Origin of the sequence: Okeania sp. SIO2B3 (assembly GCF_010672525.1) — a bacterium.
GTDB lineage: Bacteria > Cyanobacteriota > Cyanobacteriia > Cyanobacteriales > Microcoleaceae > Okeania.
In genome coordinates this window covers 1-25453 of the sequence record NZ_JAAHGH010000106.1, presented here as the reverse complement: position 1 = coordinate 25453, position 25453 = coordinate 1, and the positions used below count along the sequence as shown (strand labels likewise).

At 36.7% G+C, this 25453-nt stretch carries 9 protein-coding genes and 3 pseudogenes; 8 read left to right on the top strand and 4 right to left on the bottom strand.

The window, feature by feature from the left end; all coding sequences use genetic code 11:
• Positions 1–171: 171 nt before the first annotated feature.
• A pseudogene (locus tag F6K15_RS32175) lies at positions 172–938 on the bottom strand (IS1 family transposase).
• Between the two features lie 1032 nt (positions 939–1970).
• Between F6K15_RS32175 and F6K15_RS32170 the strand changes: the two are divergent.
• From F6K15_RS32170 to F6K15_RS32155, 3 genes are all read left to right on the top strand, one after another.
• Positions 1971–4337, top strand: coding sequence for an IMS domain-containing protein (locus F6K15_RS32170; RefSeq protein WP_293069345.1), 2367 nt, complete (start codon positions 1971–1973; stop codon positions 4335–4337).
• 525 nt (positions 4338–4862) lie between these two features.
• Positions 4863–7307 (top strand): DUF4912 domain-containing protein, encoded by a 2445-nt coding sequence (locus F6K15_RS38790; protein ID WP_363269164.1) that lies wholly within the window; start codon positions 4863–4865, stop codon positions 7305–7307.
• A gap of 819 nt (positions 7308–8126) precedes the next feature.
• The gene (locus F6K15_RS32155) at positions 8127–8513 is read left to right on the top strand and encodes a DUF2358 domain-containing protein (RefSeq protein ID WP_293069343.1); all 387 of its coding nucleotides are present in this window, start codon (positions 8127–8129) and stop codon (positions 8511–8513) included.
• Positions 8514–8701: 188 nt separating this feature from the next.
• Here F6K15_RS32155 and F6K15_RS32150 read toward each other — a convergent pair whose 3' ends face one another.
• Positions 8702–8890: a hypothetical protein gene (locus F6K15_RS32150; protein ID WP_293069341.1), complete on the bottom strand. Its 189-nt coding sequence runs from the start codon at positions 8888–8890 to the stop codon at positions 8702–8704.
• 1571 nt (positions 8891–10461) lie between these two features.
• Between F6K15_RS32150 and F6K15_RS32145 the strand changes: the two genes are divergently transcribed.
• The 4 genes and pseudogenes from F6K15_RS32145 (at position 10462) to F6K15_RS32130 (ending at position 14175) form a co-directional block, all read left to right on the top strand.
• Entirely contained in the window at positions 10462–11649 is a 1188-nt protein-coding gene (locus F6K15_RS32145) for a TRC40/GET3/ArsA family transport-energizing ATPase (RefSeq protein ID WP_202224569.1), read from the top strand.
• Positions 11650–11806: 157 nt separating this feature from the next.
• Positions 11807–11974, top strand: a pseudogene (locus F6K15_RS32140) (arsenic-transporting ATPase); the annotation flags it as partial.
• Positions 11975–12221: 247 nt separating this feature from the next.
• Positions 12222–13506, top strand: a pseudogene (locus F6K15_RS32135) (RNA-guided endonuclease InsQ/TnpB family protein).
• 96 nt (positions 13507–13602) lie between these two features.
• On the top strand, positions 13603–14175 hold the full coding sequence (locus tag F6K15_RS32130; RefSeq protein ID WP_293069338.1) for a DNA-binding protein: 573 nt from the start codon (positions 13603–13605) through the stop codon (positions 14173–14175).
• Positions 14176–14198: 23 nt separating this feature from the next.
• Here the strand turns inward: F6K15_RS32130 and F6K15_RS32125 are convergent, their stop codons facing one another.
• Positions 14199–18002 carry a helicase-related protein gene (locus F6K15_RS32125; protein ID WP_363269161.1) on the bottom strand — a complete coding sequence of 1268 codons (3804 nt, stop codon included), beginning with the start codon at positions 18000–18002 and terminating at the stop codon, positions 14199–14201.
• 3132 nt (positions 18003–21134) lie between these two features.
• Positions 21135–24182 carry a hypothetical protein gene (locus tag F6K15_RS32120; RefSeq protein WP_293069336.1) on the bottom strand — a complete coding sequence of 1016 codons (3048 nt, stop codon included), beginning with the start codon at positions 24180–24182 and terminating at the stop codon, positions 21135–21137.
• 451 nt (positions 24183–24633) lie between these two features.
• On the opposite strand from F6K15_RS32120, the gene F6K15_RS32115 reads away from it, so the two are divergent.
• The coding region (locus F6K15_RS32115; protein ID WP_293069334.1) for a transposase at positions 24634–25453 on the top strand (820 nt) is incomplete at its 3' end.

Here is a 25453-nt window from a genome sequence, read left to right as displayed (position 1 = left end):
GCCTTACGGTTTAGTCCAGTCAATGCCCGTACTGAGGCGTTCTTCTTTTAGCACCCGATTGATATCTAACATTGTCCTTTTTTAAATACCCTACTAATTTTACTTTACCTTATAAAGCGACAACTCTATTAATAATTGGCGTTGCTGAAGCGCGGGTATGATTAGGGAAATTCACGATCGCCGACCCAAACAATAATTCCTATTATTTGGATAAGGAGTTGGTACATCTCCAAATTTTAGAAGCGTGAATTAATAATTGGATAGAATATCTGAGCATTTCTTCAGACGCGCGAATAACAAAGAGTTCGACGATGTAATCTGGCCCAGTAATGTCTTAATCTAGTATTCTAGTATTCTCCCCTTCAACTCTAGTCATGTATGTTTTGCTAATCATTTGATAGTGCTCCGCACCGCTAGCGCGAACGCCATCGGCAATAAAATTGGGATCAACTTTCCATCCATCTGTCACATAAAAATAGCATTTCCATTTATTAACAATTTCCCTGATTTGGAGCAAAAGTTTCTCCACTATGATCTCCTACAACCCATCCTAAAATACCTTGTTTAAAGTGATCTACTGCAGCTCCTTTGCCAAGTTTTGTTTTTTTTGAGCATACCATAGTTTCCAATTCATCTAGTTCTCCAACCTCAGGAATTTCCTCAGGTTCATAACAATCTGGTAAAAGTTTTCCTACAAGTTTTAACCTAATTAATAATTGTTGTATGATGCACATTTTTAACTCTTTCAATTCCGAGGAATCCCATACCATTAACATACATTTTTAGACATTCACGTTTAATATCTTCACGCTTGACCTCTGTGGGATTGATCAGATTCTATAAATTGCCGACCACAGTTGACACAAATATAGTTCTGTTTCCCTTTTTTTATGGCCATTTTTATTGATATGAGTTGACTTACATTCGGGACACTGCATAATTTTAAATCTCCGATCAATATCACTTATTAGCGATCGCTCTTTTTCCTAATCATACCTTAATTCAGCAACGCCTAATAATTAAATAATTCGCGCCTTGAAGCCGACCCTTGATCGGGGAAAAAGCGGTCGAGGGATGGCTCCGAAACCTGCGCTGTCCGACCATCGACCAAGAGAAGAAATAATATTTCCTGATATTCAATTCCGTAACGCTTAAAACCCGAGGTAATTATCAATTATCAATTAATGAAGGAGTTCACGCGCGGTTTTTTTTCGGGGTAATCACTACTTCTATCCCTCTGTGGGTCAAAGGTATAATCACCCGCTCCTGAACATCGTCAGCTTTATCCCCTAATACTGCTTCTGGTTCTACCATCGGTAATAAAATATCTGCTCCATCATTCGTCAGATGCTTGAGCTAAAGTTAAAAAAAAGAGTTGGGTTACCTACAGCATCTACTACCCCATGTATTTTAGTGCTCAATCCCCCTTTACTACGGCCAATATCTTCCTGTTGTGCACTACTATCCTTCGCCACGGCACTACGAGTATGAGCACGAACAATAGTGGCATCGATTCATGGCATATTCGGACTTCTGCATCCTCAGCTAAAGCATGAAATACTTTTTCCCAGATCCCTGAGTGGCTCCAACGACTAAAACGGGTATGGACTACGCGAAAGTCCCCAAATCTTTCTGATAAGTCTCTGGTTCGGAATTCCCGCTCTATATCTGTATAAAACAGCTTCCACAAAGAGGCGGTTGTCTGTGGCAGTCCTCCCTACAGTTCTTTCACGGCCTGGTAGTAGATTTGTATGGGCGTTCCCATTGGTCCTATGCGCCAGCCATAACGTCTAGTCATTTAGAGCAGTCCTTTTTGATTATTCCTGTAGTTATTCTTCCATCAGCATACTATACTCTTAATGTCAACCTCCTTAATTTATGACACGCCCTAGCAATATCTGATATTATAGGTTAACATGGTAAGCTAAATTATAGTAAATTATATTAACTCGCCTTTGAGGAAGTGCACTGTGCGGATTCCATTAGATTATTACCGAATTTTGGGTTTACCAATTCAGGCTACTGTCGAACAGTTACGACAGGCACATCGCGATCGCACTCAGCAGTTTCCGAGAAGAGAGTATTCAGAGGCAACTATTGTCGCCCGCAAACAACTTGTAGACGAGGCTTATGCTATTCTGTCTGACCCAGAACAACGGCAAACCTACGATGGCAGTTTTCTGAGTAAAACCTACGAGCCGGAATTAGCACAAGTAAGTCCAAGTTCTGAGATAAATCTGGAAAAAGTACAAGAAGAAGAAGAGAAAGAAACAAAACTTCAACAAACAGAAGAAATTACCCCAAAAGTAGCTTCTAGACATTTAACAAGAGGGATAAGCTCTCACGGTATAGAAACTACAGTTAGCCATGAATTTGACCCTAACACTCCCAGTATAGAAATAGAAGATAGACAATTTGTGGGCGCTCTCTTAATTTTACAGGAATTAGGAGAATATGAGCTGATCCTAAAGCTGACCCGTCCCTATCTAATTAATAATAGTATTGCTGTCAAAGATGGCCGTTTTGGAGACCCAGTATTAGTACTACCAGATATTGCGCTAACAGTAGCTTTAGCAAATTTAGAATTAGGTAGAGAGCAATGGCAACAAGGACAATATGAAAGTGCGGCAACAGCTTTAGAAGCAGGTCAGGGATTATTGCTACGAGAAAACCTATTTGCCCAAATTAGAGGAGAAATACAAGCTGACCTCTATAAGCTACGTCCTTATAGAATAATGGAATTAGTCGAACTACCAGAAGAAAAAGCATTAGACCGTCGCCGTGGGTTAGAAATTCTTCAAGATATGTTGAATGAAAGAGGAGGAATTGATGGTCAAGGTAACGATCAATCTGGATTAGGAGTTGAAGATTTTCTGAAGTTTGTTCAGCAGCTACGTCACCACTTAAGCATGGCAGAACAAAAGAAATTATTTGAGTCTGAAGCTCATCGTCCTTCTGCCGTTGGTACATATTTAGCAGTTTATACTTTTTTAGCTCAAGGGTTTGCCCAAAAACAACCAGCCTTAATTCGTAAAGCTAAGTTTATGCTGATGCAATTGGGTAGGAGTCAAGATGTCAATCTAGAGAAAGCTGTCTGTTCATTACTTTTAGGACAAACTGAAGAAGCTAGTAGATCGTTAGAACTAAGCCAGGAACACGAACCTTTATCCTTTATTAAAGAAAATTCTCAAGAATCTCCAGATCTACTACCGGGTTTGTGTCTGTATGCTGAACATTGGTTGACGGAGGAAGTATTTCCACATTTCCGTGACCTATCCGACAAGTCAGCTTCTTTGAAAGACTATTTTGCAGATCGACACGTTCAAGCTTATCTAGAAGCTTTACCTACCGAAGCAGAAGCAACTAATCAGTGGGTAGTTGTTCAACCGCGTCGCGATCGCGATACAGAAGAAACATCATATAAAAAAGAAACAGACAAATCTTCAGTCTTAGATTTGCAACAAAAAATCTCTAGTGTGGGTAGTGCTGCTACTGCCACTATGGCCTCAACTAGCACAGGAACTTCCAATCAACCAGAAGCTAGTTCTTATCAGTCACTTCCAGAAACAGATCGATCGTCTTCTAAAGATATACAAAAACAAGGAAGTTCCTTGAGCTATAGTCGCTATTCATCGAGAATTGGAGAAAGAGGTAGAAGTAATTTGCCTCAGTTAAATGAAAATATGTCAGTGGGTAGTAAAGAATTACCCCAATCGATGTTTGAGCAAAGTCCACGCAGAACATCAACCAGAAGAGAACCTGTTAAGATTGGTCGTTTAATATTAATAGCAGTTTTGGGGCTATTAGCAATAGGATTGATTGGGTTCGTGGCAATTAAAACTATTGGCTGGTTAGCAAATGTTTTGGGCTTAGGTAGGGAACAACCAATGGTACAACTGGATGAACCTCCATTGGAAATTCCAGAACTGAATCAGGTCACTCTCGCAGCATCAGGTCCAATTACACAAGAAGTAGCACGGCTAGCGATTCAAAGTTGGTTAGATACTAAGGCTAGTGCTCTAGGTCCGAATCATCGAACTGAACAATTACAAAATATTCTCGTAGATCCAGCACTTGAACGTTGGTTACCTACAGCTAATGCTCTGAAGCGAGAGAAATCTTACCGAAAGTATGAGCATAGTTTAGAGATAAAAAATTTAAATATGAGTAACACAAATGCCAATCAAGTTCAAGTGGATGCTCAAGTTAGAGAAAAGGTAGAATTTTATGATAATGACAGATTAACCAATTCTCAAAATGATAACTTGCTTGTTCGTTACGACTTGATCCGTCAAGATGGAAAATGGAAAATTCGTAATTGGAATGTACTCCAATAACTTTTGGCGTTGGTGAAGCGTATGTATGATATTAATCTTAACTATCCCAATCAGTATATTATTCTATGCAACTTCTTATAAATTTGGTATTACATTACATCTATGGATTGCTTCTCTGCCACTTTTAATCAGGATATTTATTAGTAATTTTTAGTAGAATTATAAGATAAATTTATTAATTGATAATATTATGATTTATTATAAATCCAGTAATGTTAAGAAACCGTAACATTAGACATCTAGAATTGCCTATAAACCCGTATGTATACTCATAATCTTTGAGTAAGCACTCTTGACCAAATCTGAAATTTTCTGCAAGATATACATTGAAAGGCGATCCCGGCGATCCCAAAAAAATATTGTTCTTATGGTTTCTACATATCTAGAAACTCTCAAGAGCATTCAAGTATTTTTTGGGTAGGGAAAAAAAGTCCTTCAAAAAAACAAGAAAATTAGATGCAATTTCCTGTTAGGTTTTGGGAAATGAAATACTAAACACTGTCAAAAAATAGGAGAACATACAGAATGGTTCAAGAACGTCCACCCCTAGAAGAGATGACTTTGAGACAACTACGCAAAGTCGCTAGTGAGCTAGGTATATCTCGTTACAGCAGAATGCGTAAAGCACAACTACTGGCATCAGTGATGGAAGCTCAAGGTATTAGCCATAATACCCCATCCGCTCCACCTTCAATATTAGAAACACAAGAAGAGGTGGAAGCAAAAAAATTTGAATTAGGGCAAGAAAACAACAATGATTATTTTCTTTCATCCATTGATGAAGATTTAACAGATTTACCCAATGGGTATACTCAAAGCCGAATAGTTTTAATGTCACGAGATCCAGAGTGGGCATACGCCTATTGGGATATTCCTAATGGACAGAAAGAAGAGTTACGTCGTCAGGGGGGACAGCAGTTAGCGCTGCGTATCTATGATGTGACTGACATCAAATTAAGCTACCAAAGCCCTCATAGTATTCAGGAATATCCTTGTGATGAATTAGCTCGTGAATGGTACATACCAATTCCAGTAAGCGATCGCGACTATATTGTGGAAATAGGGTATCGATGTGCTGATGGTCGTTGGTTAGTTTTAGCTAGTTCTGAGCGAGTGCATATTCCACCAGTGTATCCCTCAGATTGGATTGATGACCAATTCATTACAGTTAGTTGGGATGAAGATTTACGCGGCAAAACCTTTATGGAACTGCTTCCTGCCAGTCGCAAAATTACTTTTCATGATCATCCCGATGATATTTATGAAGAGATGTACGGCATAGCTGAAGTCGAGAATCAAAGGATTGCTGGTTCCATGTTTGGCTCTATTCAAATGGTTCCTGGTTCAGGCCAAATGATTGAAGAAGGAGTCAGTTCCTATACTATGGCATCAGGTGTAGGGATGTGGTCATCTGGCAGCAATATTTCTGGAGCTACTCAAACTATGTCTGGTGTGGGTTTAACGGCTTCGGGTGTAGGTCAAACTATGTCTGGTGTGGGTTTAACGGCTTCGGGTGTAGGTCAAACTATGTCTGGTGTGGGTTTAACGGCTTCGGGTGTAGGTCAAACTATGTCTGGTGTGGGTTTAACGGCTTCGGGTGTAGGTCAAACTATGTCTGGTGTGGGTTTAACGGCTTCAGGCATGGGCATGAATATGTCAGGCGTTGGTTTAACGGCTTCGGGCATGGGCATGAATATGTCTGGTGTGGGTTTAACTGCTTCGGGCATGGGCATGAATATGTCAGGCGTTGGTTTAACGGCTTCGGGTGTAGGTCAAACTATGTCTGGTGTGGGTTTAACGGCTTCGGGTGTAGGTCAAACTATGTCTGGTGTGGGTTTAGCTGCTTCGGGCATGGGCATGAATATGTCTGGTGTGGGTTTAACGGCTTCGGGTGTAGGTCAAACTATGTCTGGTGTGGGTTTAGCTGCTTCGGGCATGGGCATGAATATGTCTGGTGTGGGTTTAACGGCTTCGGGTGTAGGTCAAACTATGTCTGGTGTGGGTTTAACGGCTTCGGGCATGGGCATGAATATGTCTGGTGTGGGTTTAACGGCTTCGGGTGTAGGTCAAACTATGTCTGGTGTGGGTTTAACGGCTTCGGGTGTAGGTCAAACTATGTCTGGTGTGGGTTTAACGGCTTCGGGCATGGGCATGGGCATGAATATGTCTGGTGTGGGTTTAACTGCTTCGGGCATGGGCATGAATATGTCTGGTGTGGGTTTAACGGCTTCGGGTGTAGGTCAAACTATGTCTAGTGTGGGTTTAACTACTTCAGGTATGGGCATGGGCATGAATATGTCTGGTGTGGGTTTAACTACTTCAGGCATGGGCATGGGCATGAATATGTCTGGTGTGGGTTTAACGGCTTCAGGCATGGGCATGAATATGTCTGGTGTGGGTTTAACGGCTTCAGGCATGGGCATGAATATGTCTGGTGTGGGTTTAACGGCTTCAGGCATGGGCATGGGCATGAATATGTCTGGTGTGGGTTTAACAGCTTCAGGGGTAGGTCAAACTATGTCTGGTGTGGGTTTAACTACTTCAGGTATGGGCATGGGCATGAATATGTCTGGTGTGGGTTTAACTACTTCAGGCATGGGCATGGGCATGAATATGTCAGGCGTTGGTTTAACGGCTTCAGGCATGGGCATGAATATGTCTGGTGTTGCTGCTTCTATGCCACCAGTTCGCCCACGCAAATTCTGGTTAGTTGCTGATGCCGAACTTATTATTTACGGTGCAACGGAACCGGATGCTACTGTCACTATTGGCGGACGACCTATTAAACTCAATTCTGATGGTACTTTCCGTTTCCAGATGGCCTTCCCTGATGGTTTAATTGATTATCCTATCATGGCAGTGGCTGTCGATGGCGAACAAAACCGCTCTATACACATGAAGTTCACTCGTGAAACTCCCGAACGTCGCACTAATACAAAGCAAGAAGCTGTTTTGGAATGGGTAAGATGAAAAATCAACAGTTAAACTATTGATAGCTAAGGAATAAGTAGTGATCGCTCATTGCTAGCTTGCTAAATGACCCCTGGTAAAGTCCGGGGGTTTATCATTGAATTAGGGTCTGCTGAAAAAATTGGTTGGTGGGGTTAAGACACGGAGACGCACCAGACGCACCAGACGCGGAGATGGGGAACAGACAATTGTTTCGCCTTTTTATGTGAATAAATTTTCTTGAATTTCAGCAGAAAAATTCAGTAAATTGATGCAAATAAGAGCCAATAACTTGGGAGATAAATTGAATATAAAAAGCTCAATTACCTTAACTATCCTGACTTTTAGCTTTATTCAGCAAGCCCGAATTAGTTATACCAAATTGATAAATGTTTGCTATATAGCTAGGGTATTTCTGAGAAGTCAGTCCTCAGGCTCAGGAGTCAGTCCTCAGAATGAATGGTTTCAATACCATTTTTTAGGTCATAAGTTCTCTTTTTCTCTTGGTGCGCGTTCCCTCTCTTGGTCGGCGTTCCCATGGTGAGGAAACCTCGGGATCTGACCACTTACGACTGGCATCGTCGCTGGGTCGCACCGCTCATATCAAATCCGTTTAATTCGGTATAAAAACATTCTCTATCTTCACCATTAGCAAATCTTGATAAATTTTTTCCCTCCTGACTCCTGACTCTTGACTCCTGACTCCTACTTCAAAAGATTTTATACCGATGCTACCGGATTTGATATCACTCCTCAATATGATTCAATAATTCTAGTAAAAAACAAATCAAAAACTGAGAGAAAATGCCTAATTTTGCAGTAAAAAATTCAAATAAAAAAATGGATATTATTTCAATACTTAAACAAGATTATCAAAAATTTCCGGCCGATCAAACCTACAGTATCTATGCAAAAAATGTTTACTTTGAAGACCCATTAAATAAATTTAGAGGAATTGACTTTTATCAAAAAATGATCGGTTTTATGAAGAGTTGGTTTAATGATATTCAGCTTGACTTACACGATATTAGTCGCTCAGGAGATTTAATTAAAACCCGTTGGACACTTAGTTGGACAGCTCCTGTGCCTTGGAAACCTCGAATGGCAATACCAGGATGGAGTGAATTGAAACTAAATACAGATGGACTTATTAACAGTCATATTGACTATTGGGATATTTCTCGACTGGATGTTTTAAAACAGGTTTTTTTAGTTGGGAATAGATAAAGAAGAAAAACAACTGTACCTCAAACTTAAGAAAGACTATATATTGACAAAAAAACAAGATTTTGGTGTACCACATTTCCTCAATGCTAGAAAAATCAAAAATCCACTAAAGTTAAAATATTTGATACTCCCTATACTTCAGGGCAGGGATTCTTAAGCAGTCCAAAATTGGACTCTTAAGGGCATTATCAAACTGCCTCTACTAACCGGCCAATTCTATATTTAAGACAATGATTAACCACTAATTTTGCTGCTTTGTTGACGGCATCTCTCATTTGGCGATTGCGTTTTTCCGTGATGTTAGCCAACTTTTTTGACCAAAATCCTTGAGGCTTGTTCTCCTTTATTTTTGCTATCTGTTTGTTGTACCAACCCACTCCTATCTCCTCCTGGGAGGGGAACTAAAGGAGTGGGTATCTGCCACGAATGATCAACTTGTTCCTACATTGCTAAGACAAGCTAACCAATTATTAATACCGTGATCTATACCCAGAACTTTATCTTTTTCCAGAGCTTGATGTGACTCGATTTCTAATTGATATACCCATTCTACATAAAAACAATGATTACGAGGTATAATACTGATTTATCTCATTTTTTTAAAGTCAATATTTTTGGGAAAATTCAACAAAAAACTATCAACTTTGGGCGTTGCTGAATTGAAGTATGAATGCGCGATTGTTTGGTTCTCGCCTTCGCCCCCGCGCATCCCCCGCGCATTGGGGGACTTTTAGAGTTTTATTCCCCCCGCGCATTGGGGGGCTAGGGGGGCTTGCATCATACCCGGAATTAGCAACGCCCAACTTTGAAGGCAACTTTAACTTTTTTACCACAAGGTACTCTGAGACCTGATTTTCTTTCAATCTTAGCAGCTCAGTTGGGATAAGTTATGACTGCTAATCCTCACTTTTGTCGATATTTTGGAAGTTGAGGTTTATTTGACAACTCTCCTGCTAAATAGTGGTGAGAAAGCTGTTTGTAGGACTGAAAAGATTCTGCCACTGTTCTAAGAGTTTGTTCTGCTGCTTGAGAATGAAGAAATTGATAATTAAAATTTGACTTTAATTGTTTCTCTAAATCGTATTTACCGAATTATTAATTAGGGTCTGCTGAAAAAGTATGAGTGGTAAGAGTAGGAGTCAGGAGCCTGAATCGGTCAATCCAGGAGGAATGGGAATTATAGAAGAGGTAGTTGGAAGAATCGTCCCAAAATTGTTCTGCCATCATCTACCCAAAGTACCCTCATTTTTGAACCGGAACTACCTAAAAGCTAGAACTTTTTGATACCTAAAAATCTTCAAATCTTTATGTGTAAGGACTTTGAGATTTAATCAGCAAGCCCTAATTATTAATGATTAATAATTAAATAATTCGCGCCTTGAAGCCGACCCTTTTAAGGGGAAAAAAAGCGGTCGAGGGATGGCGAGGGGACCTCGCCATATCCAATCGACCAAGACAGCGGTCGTTTGCTTCGCAACGCTGACGCGAAACGCGACAGCGGAACGGAGTTCTATCTTCGGAGCTTCCCGCAGGGTGGGATGGCTCCGAAACCTGCGCTGTCCGACCATCGACCAAGAAAAGAAATAATATCTCCTGATATTCAATTCCGTAACGGTTAAAACCCGAGGTAATTATCAATTATCCATTATCCATTAATGAACTGTGATGTATCCTAACTTAAAGTACCATTGACCTGCCAAATAAATCCCACAATTAATAAGTTTATTGGCTGTGGTACACAAATACTCCAAAAAGGGAAGAAGTTGGGGATTTTTGATTAACTCTTGTTGGCATCCATGCAATTTACTTCACCTGCTTTTTTTGAACATAATCTATAATATACTATGTCTATTATCTACCACTTAAAAACAGAAAAAAGTAGGCCTAGAAGGGCGGGGCTTTAAACCCATTTTTTTGGTAAAAATTTTTCAGAAAAGGTTAAATATTGATGCGCGTAATATTAATGACGGGAAAAGGTGGCGTTGGCAAAACATCAGTGGCTGCCTCAACGGGACTACGTTGTGCAGAGTTAGGCCATAAAACTCTGGTTCTCAGTACTGACCCAGCTCACTCTCTAGCAGATAGCTTTGACATGGAAATGAGTCACGAACCTCGGAAAGTTAGGGAAAATCTTTGGGGTGCTGAGTTGGATGCTTTGATGGAACTGGAGGGAAACTGGGGAGCTGTAAAACGTTATATTACTCAGGTTTTGCAGGCGCGGGGTTTGGATGGTGTGCAAGCTGAAGAGTTGGCAATTTTGCCGGGTATGGATGAAATTTTTGGTCTGGTAAGGATGAAGCGTCACTATGACGAGGGAGAGTATGATGTTTTAATTATTGATTCTGCTCCGACTGGTACTGCTTTACGACTTTTGAGTTTGCCGGAAGTGGGGGGTTGGTATATGAGGAAGTTTTATAAGCCTTTGCAGGGAATGTCGGTAGCATTAAGACCTCTTTTTGAACCTATTTTTAAACCTATTACTGGTTTTTCTTTGCCTGATAAGGAAGTTATGGATGCTCCTTATGAGTTTTATGAACAAATTGAGGCTTTGGAAAAGGTTTTAACTGATAATACTAAGACTTCTGTGCGGTTAGTTACTAATCCTGAAAAGATGGTAATTAAGGAGTCTTTACGGGCTCATGCTTATTTAAGTTTGTACAATGTTTCTACAGATTTAGTAGTAGCTAATCGGATTATTCCTGATTCTGTGACTGACCCTTTCTTTAAAAAGTGGAAGGAAAATCAACAGCAATATCGGCAAGAAATTCACGATAATTTTAGACCTTTGCCTGTGAAGGAAGTACCTCTTTATTCTGAGGAAATGTGTGGTTTGGCTGCTTTGGAGAGGTTGAAAGAAACTTTGTATGGAGATGAAGACCCTAGTCAGGTTTACTATAAAGAAAATACTGTTAAGGTAGTGCAAGAGAAGGGGAATTATAATTTGGAATTATATTTGCCTGGAATTCCTAAAGAGAAAATTCAATTAAATAAAACTGGGGATGAGTTGAATATTAGAATTGGTAATCATCGTCGGAATTTGGTTTTGCCTCAAGCTTTGGCAGCATTGCAACCTGCGGGGGCAAAAATGGAGGATGATTATTTAAAGATTAGGTTTGCTGAGGCTGTAAAAGTTTAGGGTAGTTATTTTTTTGTGGGAGGAGGTTTTAAATTTTTTCTTTTGCTGAAGGCGTAAAGATTATTTTTCAACCTAATCCTACAAGAAAAAATTCAAAGTAAGCATCATTTATTTGGTTTTTAGCGACATTTAATTAATTAGAAAATCAATACTTCTAAAAGAGAAAATTCAATTGAATAAAACTGGGGATGAATTGAATATTAGAATTGGTAATCATCGTCGGAATTTGGTTTTGCCTCAAGCTTTGGCAGCGTTGCAACCTGCGGGGGCAAAAATGGAGGATGATTATTTGAAAATTAGGTTTGCTGAAGCGGTAAAAGTTTAGGATAGTTATTTTTTTGTGGGAGGAGGTTTAGATTTTTTTCTTTTGCTTGAAGCACAAAGATTATTTTTAAACCTACTCCTACAAGAGAAAATTATTTGATAAATTTCAACGACAAGCCATTTTCATCTCAACGTTGGTTGGAGACCCGCGCTCTCCCGACGCTCCCCTTCAGGAGGAAAACTAATCAATGTTGCGGTTTCACACATAATATGTTAAACTGTGAAAAACTTTCAGTCAGTAGTAGTAGATGGTTGAAAAAGCGTACAAATTTAGGTTCTATCCTACCCCAGAACAGGAAAACCTGTTGCGGAGAACTTTGGGATGTGTACGCCTCATCTACAACAAAGCTTTAGCTGCTAGAACTCAAGCCTGGCATGAGAGACAGGAACGAGTAGGATATGCCCAAACCTCAGCTATGCTTACCAATTGGAAAAAGCAGGAGGACTTAAAATTTTTAACAGAAGTAAGCTGTGTACCACGGAGAGCAAGGTTTAAAGCATCTGCAAACTGCCTTCACTAACTTTTTTAGTGGGCGTGCCAAATATCCTAACTTCAAGAAAAAACGTAATGGTGGTAGTTCTGAGTTTACAAAATCGGCTTTTAAGTGGAAAGATGGTCAAGTTTACTTAGCTAAATGCTCTGAACCGCTACCTATAAGATGGAGTCGTCAACTACCAAAGGGCTGTGTACCAACCACAATAACAGTTAAGCTTGACCCTTCCGGTAGATGGTCTGTATCTTTGAGAGTCAATGACACTAGAGATTTGAGTCTTAAACCAGTAAAAAAACAAGTTGGTATTGACTTAGGAATTAGTAGTTTACTAACTACAAGTGACGGCGAAAAAGTAACTAACCCTAAAAATTTCAAAAAGTTACACAAAAAACTGAGGTTAGTTCAAAAGTCTCTATCTAGAAAAACTAAGGGGTCTAATAACTATCAAAAAGCTAGGCTGAAAGTAGCTAGGATACACGCAAAAATTAAAGATTCAAGGCTTGACTATACTCATAAGCTAACAACTCAGCTAATCAGAGAAAACCAAACGATAGTAGTTGAGGATTTAGCGGTAAAAAACATGGTCAAGAATCATAACCCACCCCCATCCCCTCCCGGGAGGGGAGCAAGAGGGGTGGGTAGTGACGCTAACTGGGGAGAGTTAGTCAGGCAGTTAGAATACAAGGCTGAATGGTATGGACGGGAAGTACTCAAGATTGATCGATACTTTCCCAGTTCTAAGCGTTGTTCTAACTGTGGGTACATAGTAGCAAAATTACCTCTAAACATTAGAGAGTGGGATTGTCCAGAGTGTGGCACTCACCACGATCGAGACATAAATGCAAGTATAAACATTTTGCGGATGGGAACCCGCGTCGGCGTAAGACGCAAGGGAACGCCCACCAAGAAGGCTGCGGGACTCGCAGTGTTAGTCTGTGGAGCGACCGTAAGACCTTCTGGGAGTAAATCTCCGAAGGCGGGTGCTACGAAACAGAAAGCCCCTAACAGTGATGTTAAGGAATCCCGCGCTGTCTCGTAGAGTAGCGTCGGGAGGATGTCAAGTAGAGTAATTTGATAGGATCAAAAATATTTAACAAAATAGAGTATTAGGAATAAATACTATAACGATCTAGTTATGACTACAGAAGTTCGTACAACAGAAGCAGCATTTTTACTCAATATATCGACAGGTAGACTGCGTATATTACTACAACAAAATAGAGTTGTAGGAGCTTATAAGGTAGAAAGATTTTGGATGATTCCTCTTAACAGCCGAGGTGTTCCAGAAATTACACCAGGTCGTCGCGGTCCAGAAGGTACTTGGAACAAGAATCAACGTACAGGCAATACCTTTATTCATGTTTTACGAAAGACTATTGACTATAACCGAGACAATAAAACTTCTCATCCAGCAATTGCTGTAAAAGTAGGAGGTAAGAAAGATTATTGTCACGCTCTCAAAATTGATGGACCTTGCCAAATCGTTTATCAGCCACACCAGCCTAATAGAACTCAAGCAGGTGGTGCCCGTCTGTGGATTGAGGTTGAACCACAACATCGAGTAGAACGAATTTATTTTTCAAAAGGAGATTATGGTCCTCCTCCGGAAGTTACCGAACAGAGGCAAAAGTTTAAAAAAAAGAGGAAAGAAAAAACTCAAAAGTCTTCTCAGAAAAAGTGTTCGAGAAAATCAAAGAAAACATCTTAGCCTCTAGTCTTTAGGCAGCTGAATCAAACTTTCTCATCTCGACAAAGAATTAAGTTGAGAATGTTCAACTCATTGGAAGTTAAAAGATAGCGATCGCTATAAATTTTTTCTCGCATTTCTCCTAAACTATAACTGCGAAAAACGATAAATGGAAATTCCCGATATTTTCGACCAATAGGTAGGGTATTATATGCGGGATAAAGGTAGTGAACATATTTAGATAATAGGGTTCTAAATTCTGTTTCTTCTTCTTCTTCGAGTTCGGTTTTAAAATATTCACTCATCAATTCTCTACTCATAAATACAAACAATGGTAGAGCATAATATTGGTCTAAATTTTGACTATTTTGCTCAAACCATTGGGTTCTGTTAATATCTCCCTTCAGCAGTTTAACAAATTCTAAAACACTACCTTTCATTGCAGATTGAATATTAGGTGGATAATCTTTTTCATCTCTGCTAATTTCCTTCATTTTATCAACTAAATCTTGATTAGCAAACTGTCTAATTTGTGATTCTAATTTCATCAGGTAAGTTTCTTCTAATCTGTGTTGGGAAATAGGTACTACTAATAAATTTCCAGTGAGATTACCTGTTTCGATATTGCCAAAATTTAGTAATTTATCGAGTCTGTTACAATAATTGGAAAATTGTTGGTTAAAAGATTCCATTAGTGAAAGATAAGAACGATATTGGGAATCTGATTTTTTGGATTTATTCTCATCCTTAAGCAAGACAAAATCTGCACTACTAAAAATTTTTGTCAAACTTGTATAAACATCTTTAAGAGTTTGTTTTTGAGGATGACGACGATGTTCATTTTTTAATTCTCTAATGAGATTTGTCACTTGACTACTAAATGTATTTCCAGCAGCAGAAATAGATTTTCCACCAATAGGAATCATCATAAATTTTTTCATTCCTAAACTACCTGCACCAGTTATTCGTGTCATTATTGACAATTTGAGAATTAATAAAATATTCCAGATATTTAACAAACTTTCTGCTAAGGATAATTTTTGTTCTTCAGTATATTCTTGCGGAGATATATTTTCTTCTTGAGGGTAATAAATGGCGCGATCGCTCAAATAAAAGGTTATTTGTTTTGGTTGATTATCTAAAGTTTTTGCTGTGTTATTTTCCCAATATTCTCCCCGCGCTCTATAGATAACTTGTATGATTTCCATTAAATTTCTTTCTATTTTAAATTTAGGAATTTCTACTAACATTATTTTGGCTTTAGGAAAGGATAAACCTCGACTTGCTGAAGATGTCATAAATACAACTTTGACATCTTGTTTACATCCTTCAATTTTGCTCTTTTTTTCATCGGATAAATTAGCGTGTATTTCTAGATAATCTTTATATTGTTCAAATTTTCGAGACTTACTAATTTTTTCTATTAATTTTTGTAATTTCTGTTTGTCTTGAATATAAACTAAGATTTGACTAGATTCGGGATGATCTAAATAAGAATTTATATCGGATAAAATATTGGCTTCAACCGTTTTGATTAACTGCTTATTGTCATCTTTAAATTTAGCTTCATTAAATTTATAACATTGGAGGAAAATTTTATAAGTTATATCTAAACTACTAGCAGGATAAGAATTAGCATTAATGGCAATTGCGGGTTGTTTATTAAAGTCAAAATTCTCTACTTGTAGGGGCGAATTGCTATTTGCTCCTACAGACCGAAAATAAATTTTGTCTGGTTCTGGAGATGTCTGAGATAAGTGTTGTTTAATAACCTCTTTTTCGACAATAGAAGCATCAGCAACAATAACTTTTGTATTAAATTTAAGCTTAGGGTTAGTCAAATCATAATCTTTCAAAAATTCCTTAATTCCATGCAAAAAATTTACCCCACTATCATCTCCGGTTACTTCATCTATCATGATGAATATATGCTTTATTCTCTGAGAAATTTCTTGCATTTTTTCAGGCATCACACCTGTATTTCGGTGATAAGCATCTTTGAATATTTTCCGGAGATGCTTGAGAGTATCTCCACCATTTGATGTTTTTCTTAAAGATTGAATTGAGACTGTAGCGACAATATTATTAGAGATATTTTGATTGATAGTTGTATATATTCCCTGGCAGATACTATCAAGAACTCCTGCACTTTTTTCCCCAATATCTTTAATACTATCCTGGGTTTCTCTGTAAAACCGAGACTTTCTACGGGCAGTTTTTTGGGGATGTTTGGAAACTAAACCCTTATGAATAAAATTGACAGTATTTTTAATGAAATTATCTTGACGGAAATTGGAATGATAACTAACTGTAGGTTTGCCATTATTTTCTTTAATCAGAATGGAATTTGTAGTGAGACCAAATATTTTCTCGCTGCATAAAGACTCGCCAGTTTCAGATTTAAACTTATTGATTAAATCGACGTTAACTTGAGTGCGGGGACTAACATAAAATAATAGAAATCCATCTTCAATATGAGATTTGAGAAAGTTGGCGATCGCTGTAGTTTTTCCTATGCCTGGATTACCTGTTAAAAATACATAAGTTTTATCACTTTTCAGAGCTTTTGTAATTAATTCAGCATGAGCATTTCTTAAAGTTAACTTGGGAGTAACATCCATTTCTTTTGCTAACTCATCTGGGATAATTCCTACTGAATTAAAGAAATCATCAATTTTTTCTTGATGAACTACTGGAGTAATTTTATCCCCCTTCTCCTGAAAATTTTCTACAGATAATTCTTGGATAAATTTTCTACCATTTTGAAAACTTTTTTTAGCATTGAGTTTGATTTTTTCCAAAACTTCCTGACGGGCATTTTTTATTTCTTGCTCCTTTGGTTCATTTTGATAAATATCTGCACAAGTCTCAAGAATATTGATATTTTTTGGTTGTAAACAGAGAGAACTAATATTGCGATCGCTATATCCCACTACATTAAAAAGTAATGATTTAGAGTTATCTAATATATCAGTTTCTTTCTGGAGAAAATTATAGAAACTATAAGCATAAGCACCAGCTTGAATTAATTTAGCAGTTTCCTTATCCTTACGTTTAAAAGCAGTAAAATATCGTTTCAAATCAGGGGAAAATTCTAAACCAAAATCCTGAGTATCTCCCGTATCTATTCGCAGTTTAGAAAAAACACTTTTAGAGCGTATATGTTTAATATCTCTCATCAACATTTGGCGCAATACTTCTATATTATCCAGTGCTAATAAATCTTCCATTGACTTGATGGAAAATATCGACAAATCTACACAAATAATTCTAATTTTTCTCCCGTAACGTAACAGAATTAAAGTATCTGCTTGTAAAAATTCTCCTTTTTTGTGGTACTTAGTAATGTAATTGTTTAATTGACTATCTAAAACATCAGTAGATAAAAATTGAGATAATAATTTGCTGGTTGTTTGTTGTCTATCCTTGGGGTTAGAACCAAAAGCATTATCTCCATCAAAGCTACATTGATAGTATAAAATTTCCGGTTTTCTGAGGTTGAGTTTCCAGTTAGTTGACTTAATATATTCACGGAAAAAATTTAATCCAGCAATAAATCCTTTCTGGATAAAATATTCACTCCATCTTTCCAGATTTTTCATACTCTCTGTGTCAGATATTTTTTCTGCATCTGCGATTTTTCTAACCATAGTTGGTAATCTGAGTTTCTCTAAATCTTGAGAATATAGATCGCCAAAATAATTTGGATATTTCTGGTGTTGAATATCGGCAAGTATGCCAATATTAAATCCCACTTCAAATAAACGTCCTAAATTTTCAGCAAGTGGCATGGTTTTCTCCTTTTGATTGATAGTAGTTTTAGCTTCCTCAAGTTTTTCAATTAACATTATCTCAAGTAAGGGTAAATTTTTCCTCACTCATAAATATAGATATGCTCCTAATTTTTCACTTTCTGAGTTTTGCCGAAAATTGGGGAATTTTACTTGAATTTAGGAGTCTGTTTTGGAGAGACATTTCTAGAGAAGGAGAATTTTTTCCTAACTCATATATATAGATATGCTCAGAATTTTCCAGTTTCTAAGTTTTGTCGAAAATTGGGGAATTTTTACTCAGAATTTCCCAGTCTGGTTGGGAGAGATATCTCAGGGAAGGAGAATTTTTTCCTCACTCATAAATATAGATATGCTCAGAATTTTCCAGTTTCTGAGTTTTGCCAAAAATTGGGGGAATTTTACTTGAATTTAGGAGTCTGGTTTGGAGAGAAATTTCTAGAGAAGGAGAATTTTTTCCTCACTCATAAATATAGATATGCTCAGAATTTTCCAGTTTCTAAGTTTTGTCGAAAATTGGGGAATTTTTACTCAGAATTTCCCAGTCTGGTTGGGAGAGAAATTTCTAGAGAAGGAGAATTTTTTCCTCACTCATAAATATAGATATGCTCAGAATTTTCCAGTTTCTAAGTTTTGCCGAAAATTGGGGAATTTTTCCTCATAATTTCCCAGTCTGGTTTGGAGAGATATCCCAAGTAAGGGTAAATTTTTCCTCACTCATAAATATAGATATGCTCAGAATTTTCCAGTTTCTGAGTTTTGCCGAAAATTGGGGAATTTTTCCTCATAATTTCCCAGTCTGGTTTGGAGAGATATCCCAAGTAAGGGTAAATTTTTCCTCACTCATAAATATAGATATGCTCAGAATTTTCCAGTTTCTGAGTTTTGCCAAAAATTGGGGGAATTTTACTTGAATTTAGGAGTCTGTTTTGGAGAGATATCCCAAGTAAGGGTAAATTTTTCCTCACTCATAAATATAGATATGCTCAGAATTTTCCAGTTTCTGAGTTTTGCCAAAATTGGGGGAATTTTACTTGAATTTAGGAGTCTGTTTTGGAGAGATATCCCAAGTAAGGGTAAATTTTTCCTCACTCATAAATATAGATATGCTCAGAATTTTCCACTTTCTGAGTTTTGCCGAAAATTGGTGGAATTTTCCTTGAATTTAGGAGTCTGGTTTGGAGAGATATTTCTAGAGAAGGGTAAATTTTTCCTCACTCATAAATATAGATATGCTCAGAATTTTCCACTTTCTGAGTTTTGCCGAAAATTGGTGGAATTTTCCTTGAATTTAGGAGTCTGGTTTGGAGAGATATTTCTAGAGAAGGGTAAATTTTTCCTCACTCATATATTATAGATATGCTCAGAATTTTCCACTTTCTGACTTTTACCGAAAATTCAGAGATTTTGTCTGAGAATATCAGAGTCTACTTCACAGAGATATTTCAGGTAAAGGCAGATTTTTTCGGATTCTTAGATATAGATATCCTCATAATTTTCCACTTTCTGACTTTTGCCGAAATTTGAGAGATTTTGCCTGAGAATGCAGGAGTCTACCTGAGAGATATTTCTCGGTAAAGGCAGATTTTTTCGGATTCTTAAATATAGATAGTCTCAGAATTTTCCACTTTCTGACTTTTGCCGAAAATTCAGAGATTTTCCCTGAGAGTATCAAAGTCTACCTCACAGAGATATTTCAGGTAAAGGCAGATTTTTTCGGATTCTTAGATATAGATATCCTCATAATTTTTCACTTTCTGAGTTTTGCCAAAATTTGAGAGATTTTCCCTCAGAATGTAGGAGTCTACCTGAGAGATATTTCTCGGTAAAGGCAGATTTTTTCGGATTCTTAGATATAGATATCCTCATAATTTTCCACTTTCTGAGTTTTGCCAAAATTTGAGAGATTTTCCCTCAGAATGTAGGAGTCTACCTGAGAGATATTTCTCGGTAAAGGCAGATTTTTTCGGATTCTTAAATATAGATAGTCTCAGAATTTTTCAATTTCTGACTTTTGCCGAAAATTCAGAGATTTTCCCTGAGAGTATCAAAGTCTACCTCACAGAGATATTTCAGGTAAAGGCAGATTTTTTCGGATTCTTAGATATAGATATCCTCATAATTTTTCACTTTCTGAGTTTTGCCAAAATTTGAGAGATTTTCCCTCAGAATGTAGGAGTCTATCTGAGAGATATTTCTCGGTAAAGGCAGATTTTTTCGGATTCTTAAATATAGATATCCTCAGCATTTTCCACTTTCTGACTTTTGCCGAAAATTCAGAGATTTTGCCTGAGAGTATCAAAGTCTACCTCACAGAGATATTTCAGGTAAAGGCAGATTTTTTCGGATTCTTAGATATAGATATCCTCAGAATTTTCCACTTTCTGACTTTTACCGAAAATTCAGAGATTTTGCCTCAGAATATCAGAGTCTAGTTGAGAGAGATATTTCAGGTAAAGGCAGATTTTTTCGGATTCTTAAATATAGATATCCTCAGAATTTTCCACTTTCTGACTTTTACCGAAAATTCAGAGATTTTGCCTGAGATTATCAGAGTCTACCTCACAGAGATATTTCAGGTAAAGGCAGATTTTTTCGGATTCTTAAAGATAGATATCCTCAGCATTTTCCACTTTCGGAATTTTGCCAAAATTTGAGAGATTTTCCCTGAGAGTATCAAAGTCTATCTCACAGAGATATTTCAGGTAAAGGCAGATTTTTTCGGATTCTTAGATATAGATATCCTCAAAATTTTCCACTTTCTGACTTTTACCGAAAATTCAGAGATTTTCCCTGAGAATATCAGAGTCTACTTAGTAGAGATATCTCAGGTAAAGGCAGATTTTTTCGGATTCTTAAATATAGATAGTCTCAAAATTTTCCACTTTCTGACTTTTACCGAAAATTCAGAGATTTTCCCTGAGAATATCAGAGTCTACTTCAGAGACATATTTTAGATAAAGGCAGATTTTTTCGAATTCTTAAATATAGATAGTCTCAAAATTTTCCACTTTCTGACTTTTACCGAAAATTCAGAGATTTTCCCTGAGAATATCAGAGTCCACTTAGTAGAGATATCTCAGGTAAAGGCAGATTTTTTCTGATTCTTAGATATAGATATCTTCAAAATTTTCCACTTTTTTGAAATATTCCTACTATTTATTTAAAACTTATTTTTCCCACCTCCCATTAAAAATCAACTCCATCAACAGCATCATGAACTTCTGTCAAAAAAGCCAAAGCATTAAACTCAATACTTTCTGTCATCTGACGAAAAATTGCCAAACTTCCTAACGCTTCATCGCCAATAATATTTTGATAAGGGTCTAATTTTAAAGTTAGGTTACTACTATTTTTCTCCTGTTTCTCATACCGGGAAAAATGGAAAAAAGTCAAATATTGGAGAATATCATTTTTCAACGAACTATCATAAACCAAACCTTGTCGAATATCCTCATCATCCATCACCCCAGAATAATATTTTCCTAACAGAGTGGAATAGGAAATAACGCCATTATAAAATCGTTCATTATCAGTATTTCTCCCACCCACAGAAATGCCATTAAACAAATTGAAAAATACCACTGATTTTTGACTACTATCTTCAGCAATATTCATTAATTGGCGAGTATCTTGAATATACAAAGATTTCACCTGCTGTTTTTTTAGTTTGAATTTGTGTACATAATATTTATCAAAAAGTACAGGATATATTTTAACGTCATCTCGGTTTTGCTTCATCGTTTTAATAATAGTAGGTGACATAAAATATAGTCTTTCTTCTTCTTGTTGAGTAATATGTAATTTACTGGTATAAGGTGCTTGTGCTACATATAAAAAATGTCGATATCCTTCTGAGTAAAGGTCAATGACTCTATCCATTAAAATAGGTGGTTCCTGGTACATATTTCGGAGTTGATAGTTATCAAAAAATGTCGTCAAAGGTTGAATTTTTACACTGCCATTTTCTAACCTTTGAATGCTTATTACTTCCCCAAATAAATTGGCTATTCTATCGTTACGGTTTTGACTACCTGTTCTGGAGTCGCTCAGTTTGCTAGAGACAATAATAATTGCCAGTTTATCTAATAAAGTAGAGTCAGAATTATCATTGAAACTAAACTTTTTAGGCAGTACAGAATATAGGGAGTTTAAACCATTTCTAATATTGAAAGAAGTAGGTGGCTTATTAACTCGGAAACCTTGGGAGTTACACCGATATTTTTTATTGAAAATAAAAGATAATGTTTTGGCAAGATTAGCCAGAAATTTTTCAGCAGGAAAAGGATTTTCATGAGTTCCCTCATGGAGTCGCACCATTGGGATAAATAGTTCTTTTTCTGTTCCTGAATATTGCTCTAATAAAATATGTAGGCAAAGATAAGATAACAATATCCAAGTAAAACGATAGACAAATGCTTGAGTCGTATTTAATTGATTTTCTCCTGAATTTAAACGTTGATTGTTGTAACTAAACAGAATAAATTTATATCCTTTCTGCACAAAACTTTCGTGATAAATTCGCCGACAAGTATCTGTATCAGGTATCCACATTACAGGTAATGCTTTAATTCCTTTTACATCATATTCCCACTGAAAATTTTGGCGATCGCTTCCCTCAAAATAACGCACATCTTCTATCTTGATAGAAGCAGGTAGCTGACATACCGATCGATTATTTGTTCCTTCCTCAACCAGAAAAATATACCTCAGACATTTCTTATAATTTTCTTTCAAATCATTATGAAAAAAACTACCTTGAAACAGACTCTCAGTATCAGTTTTGAGAATTCGTTTATTAATACAAATTTGACGATGTTCTATGCAGTTAGGTAATTTTTTCCCTCTATCTAAAAAGTTTCTGAGTAAACCCCTTAACCTATTTATTTTTTCCTTCACTCCATATTTCTCAAATCCTATTACCAACCTCCGAAAAATACTATCCTTTTCAGCATCATTATCTCCTTTTAATTTTGGCAAAACTTGCTCGTCAAATTTAGATATAGGCTTATAAGTTAACTCATCATCAGAATGATAATTTTTTGCCTTTGGGTTTGGGCAAGAAAATACAAAATAGTATAAAAATGCTCGTGTTAATATTTTTCTTGCCCAAGTTTTCTTTTTGTCTGGATTAGCCTTTAATTCCTCATTTTCCTCCTGATTATTTTGAGTAATTATCTCCAAATTATAATCAAATACTTCTTTTCCACCCCTAGCTTGCACTTTGCCATCTAACTTCATTTTCAAACCCAAAACAAATTGAGTTTCTCCTGTTTCTCGATTTGTAGTTTCTCCCAAATTACCATCAATAATTGGAATAATTGGCAGTGCATCAAAAACTTCAGCACGAGCAAAAATATCCCGGTAATTAAATTTTTCTCCACCATAAGAAACATCATAATCTCCATCCGCTTTAGACTCATCATTAATATATTGCTCAATTAACTTCAAACGCCGAATTAAATCTGTTAGATAAATAACTCCTAACTTATCATTAGTCTCAATATTCGCTAATAAATGTTCTAGGTATATAATTTTTGCTTCCTTTTTAAGTTTCCCTAACGTTTCTTCATCTACCAGTCTTTGTAGTTGGTGAAAATCTGAATTTTTGTCCTCAACTTTTTTTTCTAAAAGATTATAAACATCTTCTATATCTTCTGGGTCGTCAGAATCAAAATTGTTTTGAATATTCCGTTTAATTCCTGCCTTTAGCTGAGACTGAAACTCCCCAATATTTCCCACTGTAATTGTCAGTTTATGGAATTTCAGTAAAGAATTACTACCAGGAAGTTGAGAATCTAAAATTAACTCTTGTTTTTGCAATTCTGTATACTGTTCGTCAAAAGGATAAGCTAAACCTAGCTTATTAGCACGCCCCTGAAAATCTGTTAAATTCACAATTAAACTATCGACAAAACCATCAATATCTCCTATTCCTTCTGTAGACTCTAAATTGGTTATCAAATAGTCTTTTATTTCTTGTATTTGAGTCAGAAATTTTTCTCGGTTTACAAAATTTACAGTAGCAACACGAACACCCTTCGTAGTGCTTAAAGGATTTTGAATATTTGTAGTAGCAATAGATGCAGCTATCTCATCAATATTTATCAGTAAACGTCGGCTATCGCTCGATATTTTAAACAGATTTTGTTCTGGTAATTTATTTAAAATTTGTTCTAACAAACTGTCATAGTTAACGGGAGCTAGATTATCTCCTTCCCTTAATTCATTTGCCATATCTAACTGTTTATTAATCAATAATTATTTTATTAATGGATAATGGATAATTACCCTTCCCTATTCCTTGTTCTCTGATAATAAGGCTTTTATCTGAGAGGTTATTTGAGAAGTCTCATTTGCTACATTAAAGCCCCCTAAATCCACCAAAATTGGGGGACTTTTACCAGTTAATGAATTCTTTTTCCCCCCAGAATTGGGGGGCCAGGGGGGCAAATTTCAGTTATCAGTTATCAGCTATCAGTTATCAGTCAAATAACTTTTAAAGGAAGTTTAGGGGAAAATTCCTACCAAAAGTTTCCAACTAATCAACATTAGAGGTTGTTTGAGAAATTTGCTAGATCCAAGCCCCCGCGCATCCCTCAAAATTGAAAAAAAGGGCTAACTACAGAAGTTAAAAAGTTAAACATAATTATACATAATTAAATATTTATTGTGGTATAATACTGTTATGTCTAATTTATTACAGGAGGTAATCCATCACCCTACAATGAAATCTTTTAAAACTAAGTTAAAACTTAATAATCAACAAAAAACAATACTTGCCAAACACGCAGGTGTTGCTCGTCATGCTTATAATTGGGGATTAGCAACTTGTATAAAAGAGTATGAATCAACAAAAAAACGTCCCAGTGCCATCACCCTGCATAAACGTTTAGTAGCTGAAGTAAAATCAATTAATCCCTGGTATTATGAGGTGTCTAAATGTGCCCCTCAACAAGCATTAAGAAACTTAGAGAGAGCATTTAAAAACTTTCTAACTGTTCCTAAACGTGGGTTTCCTAAATTTAAGAAAAAAGGCAGAAAAGACAGCTTTTACTTGGAAGGTAGTATTAAGATTATTCAAGGGAACTACATACAATTACCCAGAATAGGAGTAGTAAAAACTTATGAAATCTTACCTTCTGTGCCAGTAAAAAATGTCACAATATCAAAAAAAGCAGATAGTTGGTACATAAGTTTTAAGTACGACTTTGAACAATACCCAACAGAAAAAGAGCGAAAAACTATTGGGGTAGACATAGGCATAAATACATTAGCAACCTGTTCTGATGGCAGTAAATTTGCTAATGTCAAAGCCTATAGGCAAGCTAAAAAACGATTAATTCGTCTTCAACGTGCAGTCAGCAAAAAAGTTATTGGCTCCAAAAACAGACGCAAAGCAGTAAAAAAACTAGCAAAGGTTCACAAGAAAGTCGCCGATATTAGAGCAGACGCACTACATAAACTCACAACATGGTTAGCTAAAAACCACAGCACCATAGTAATTG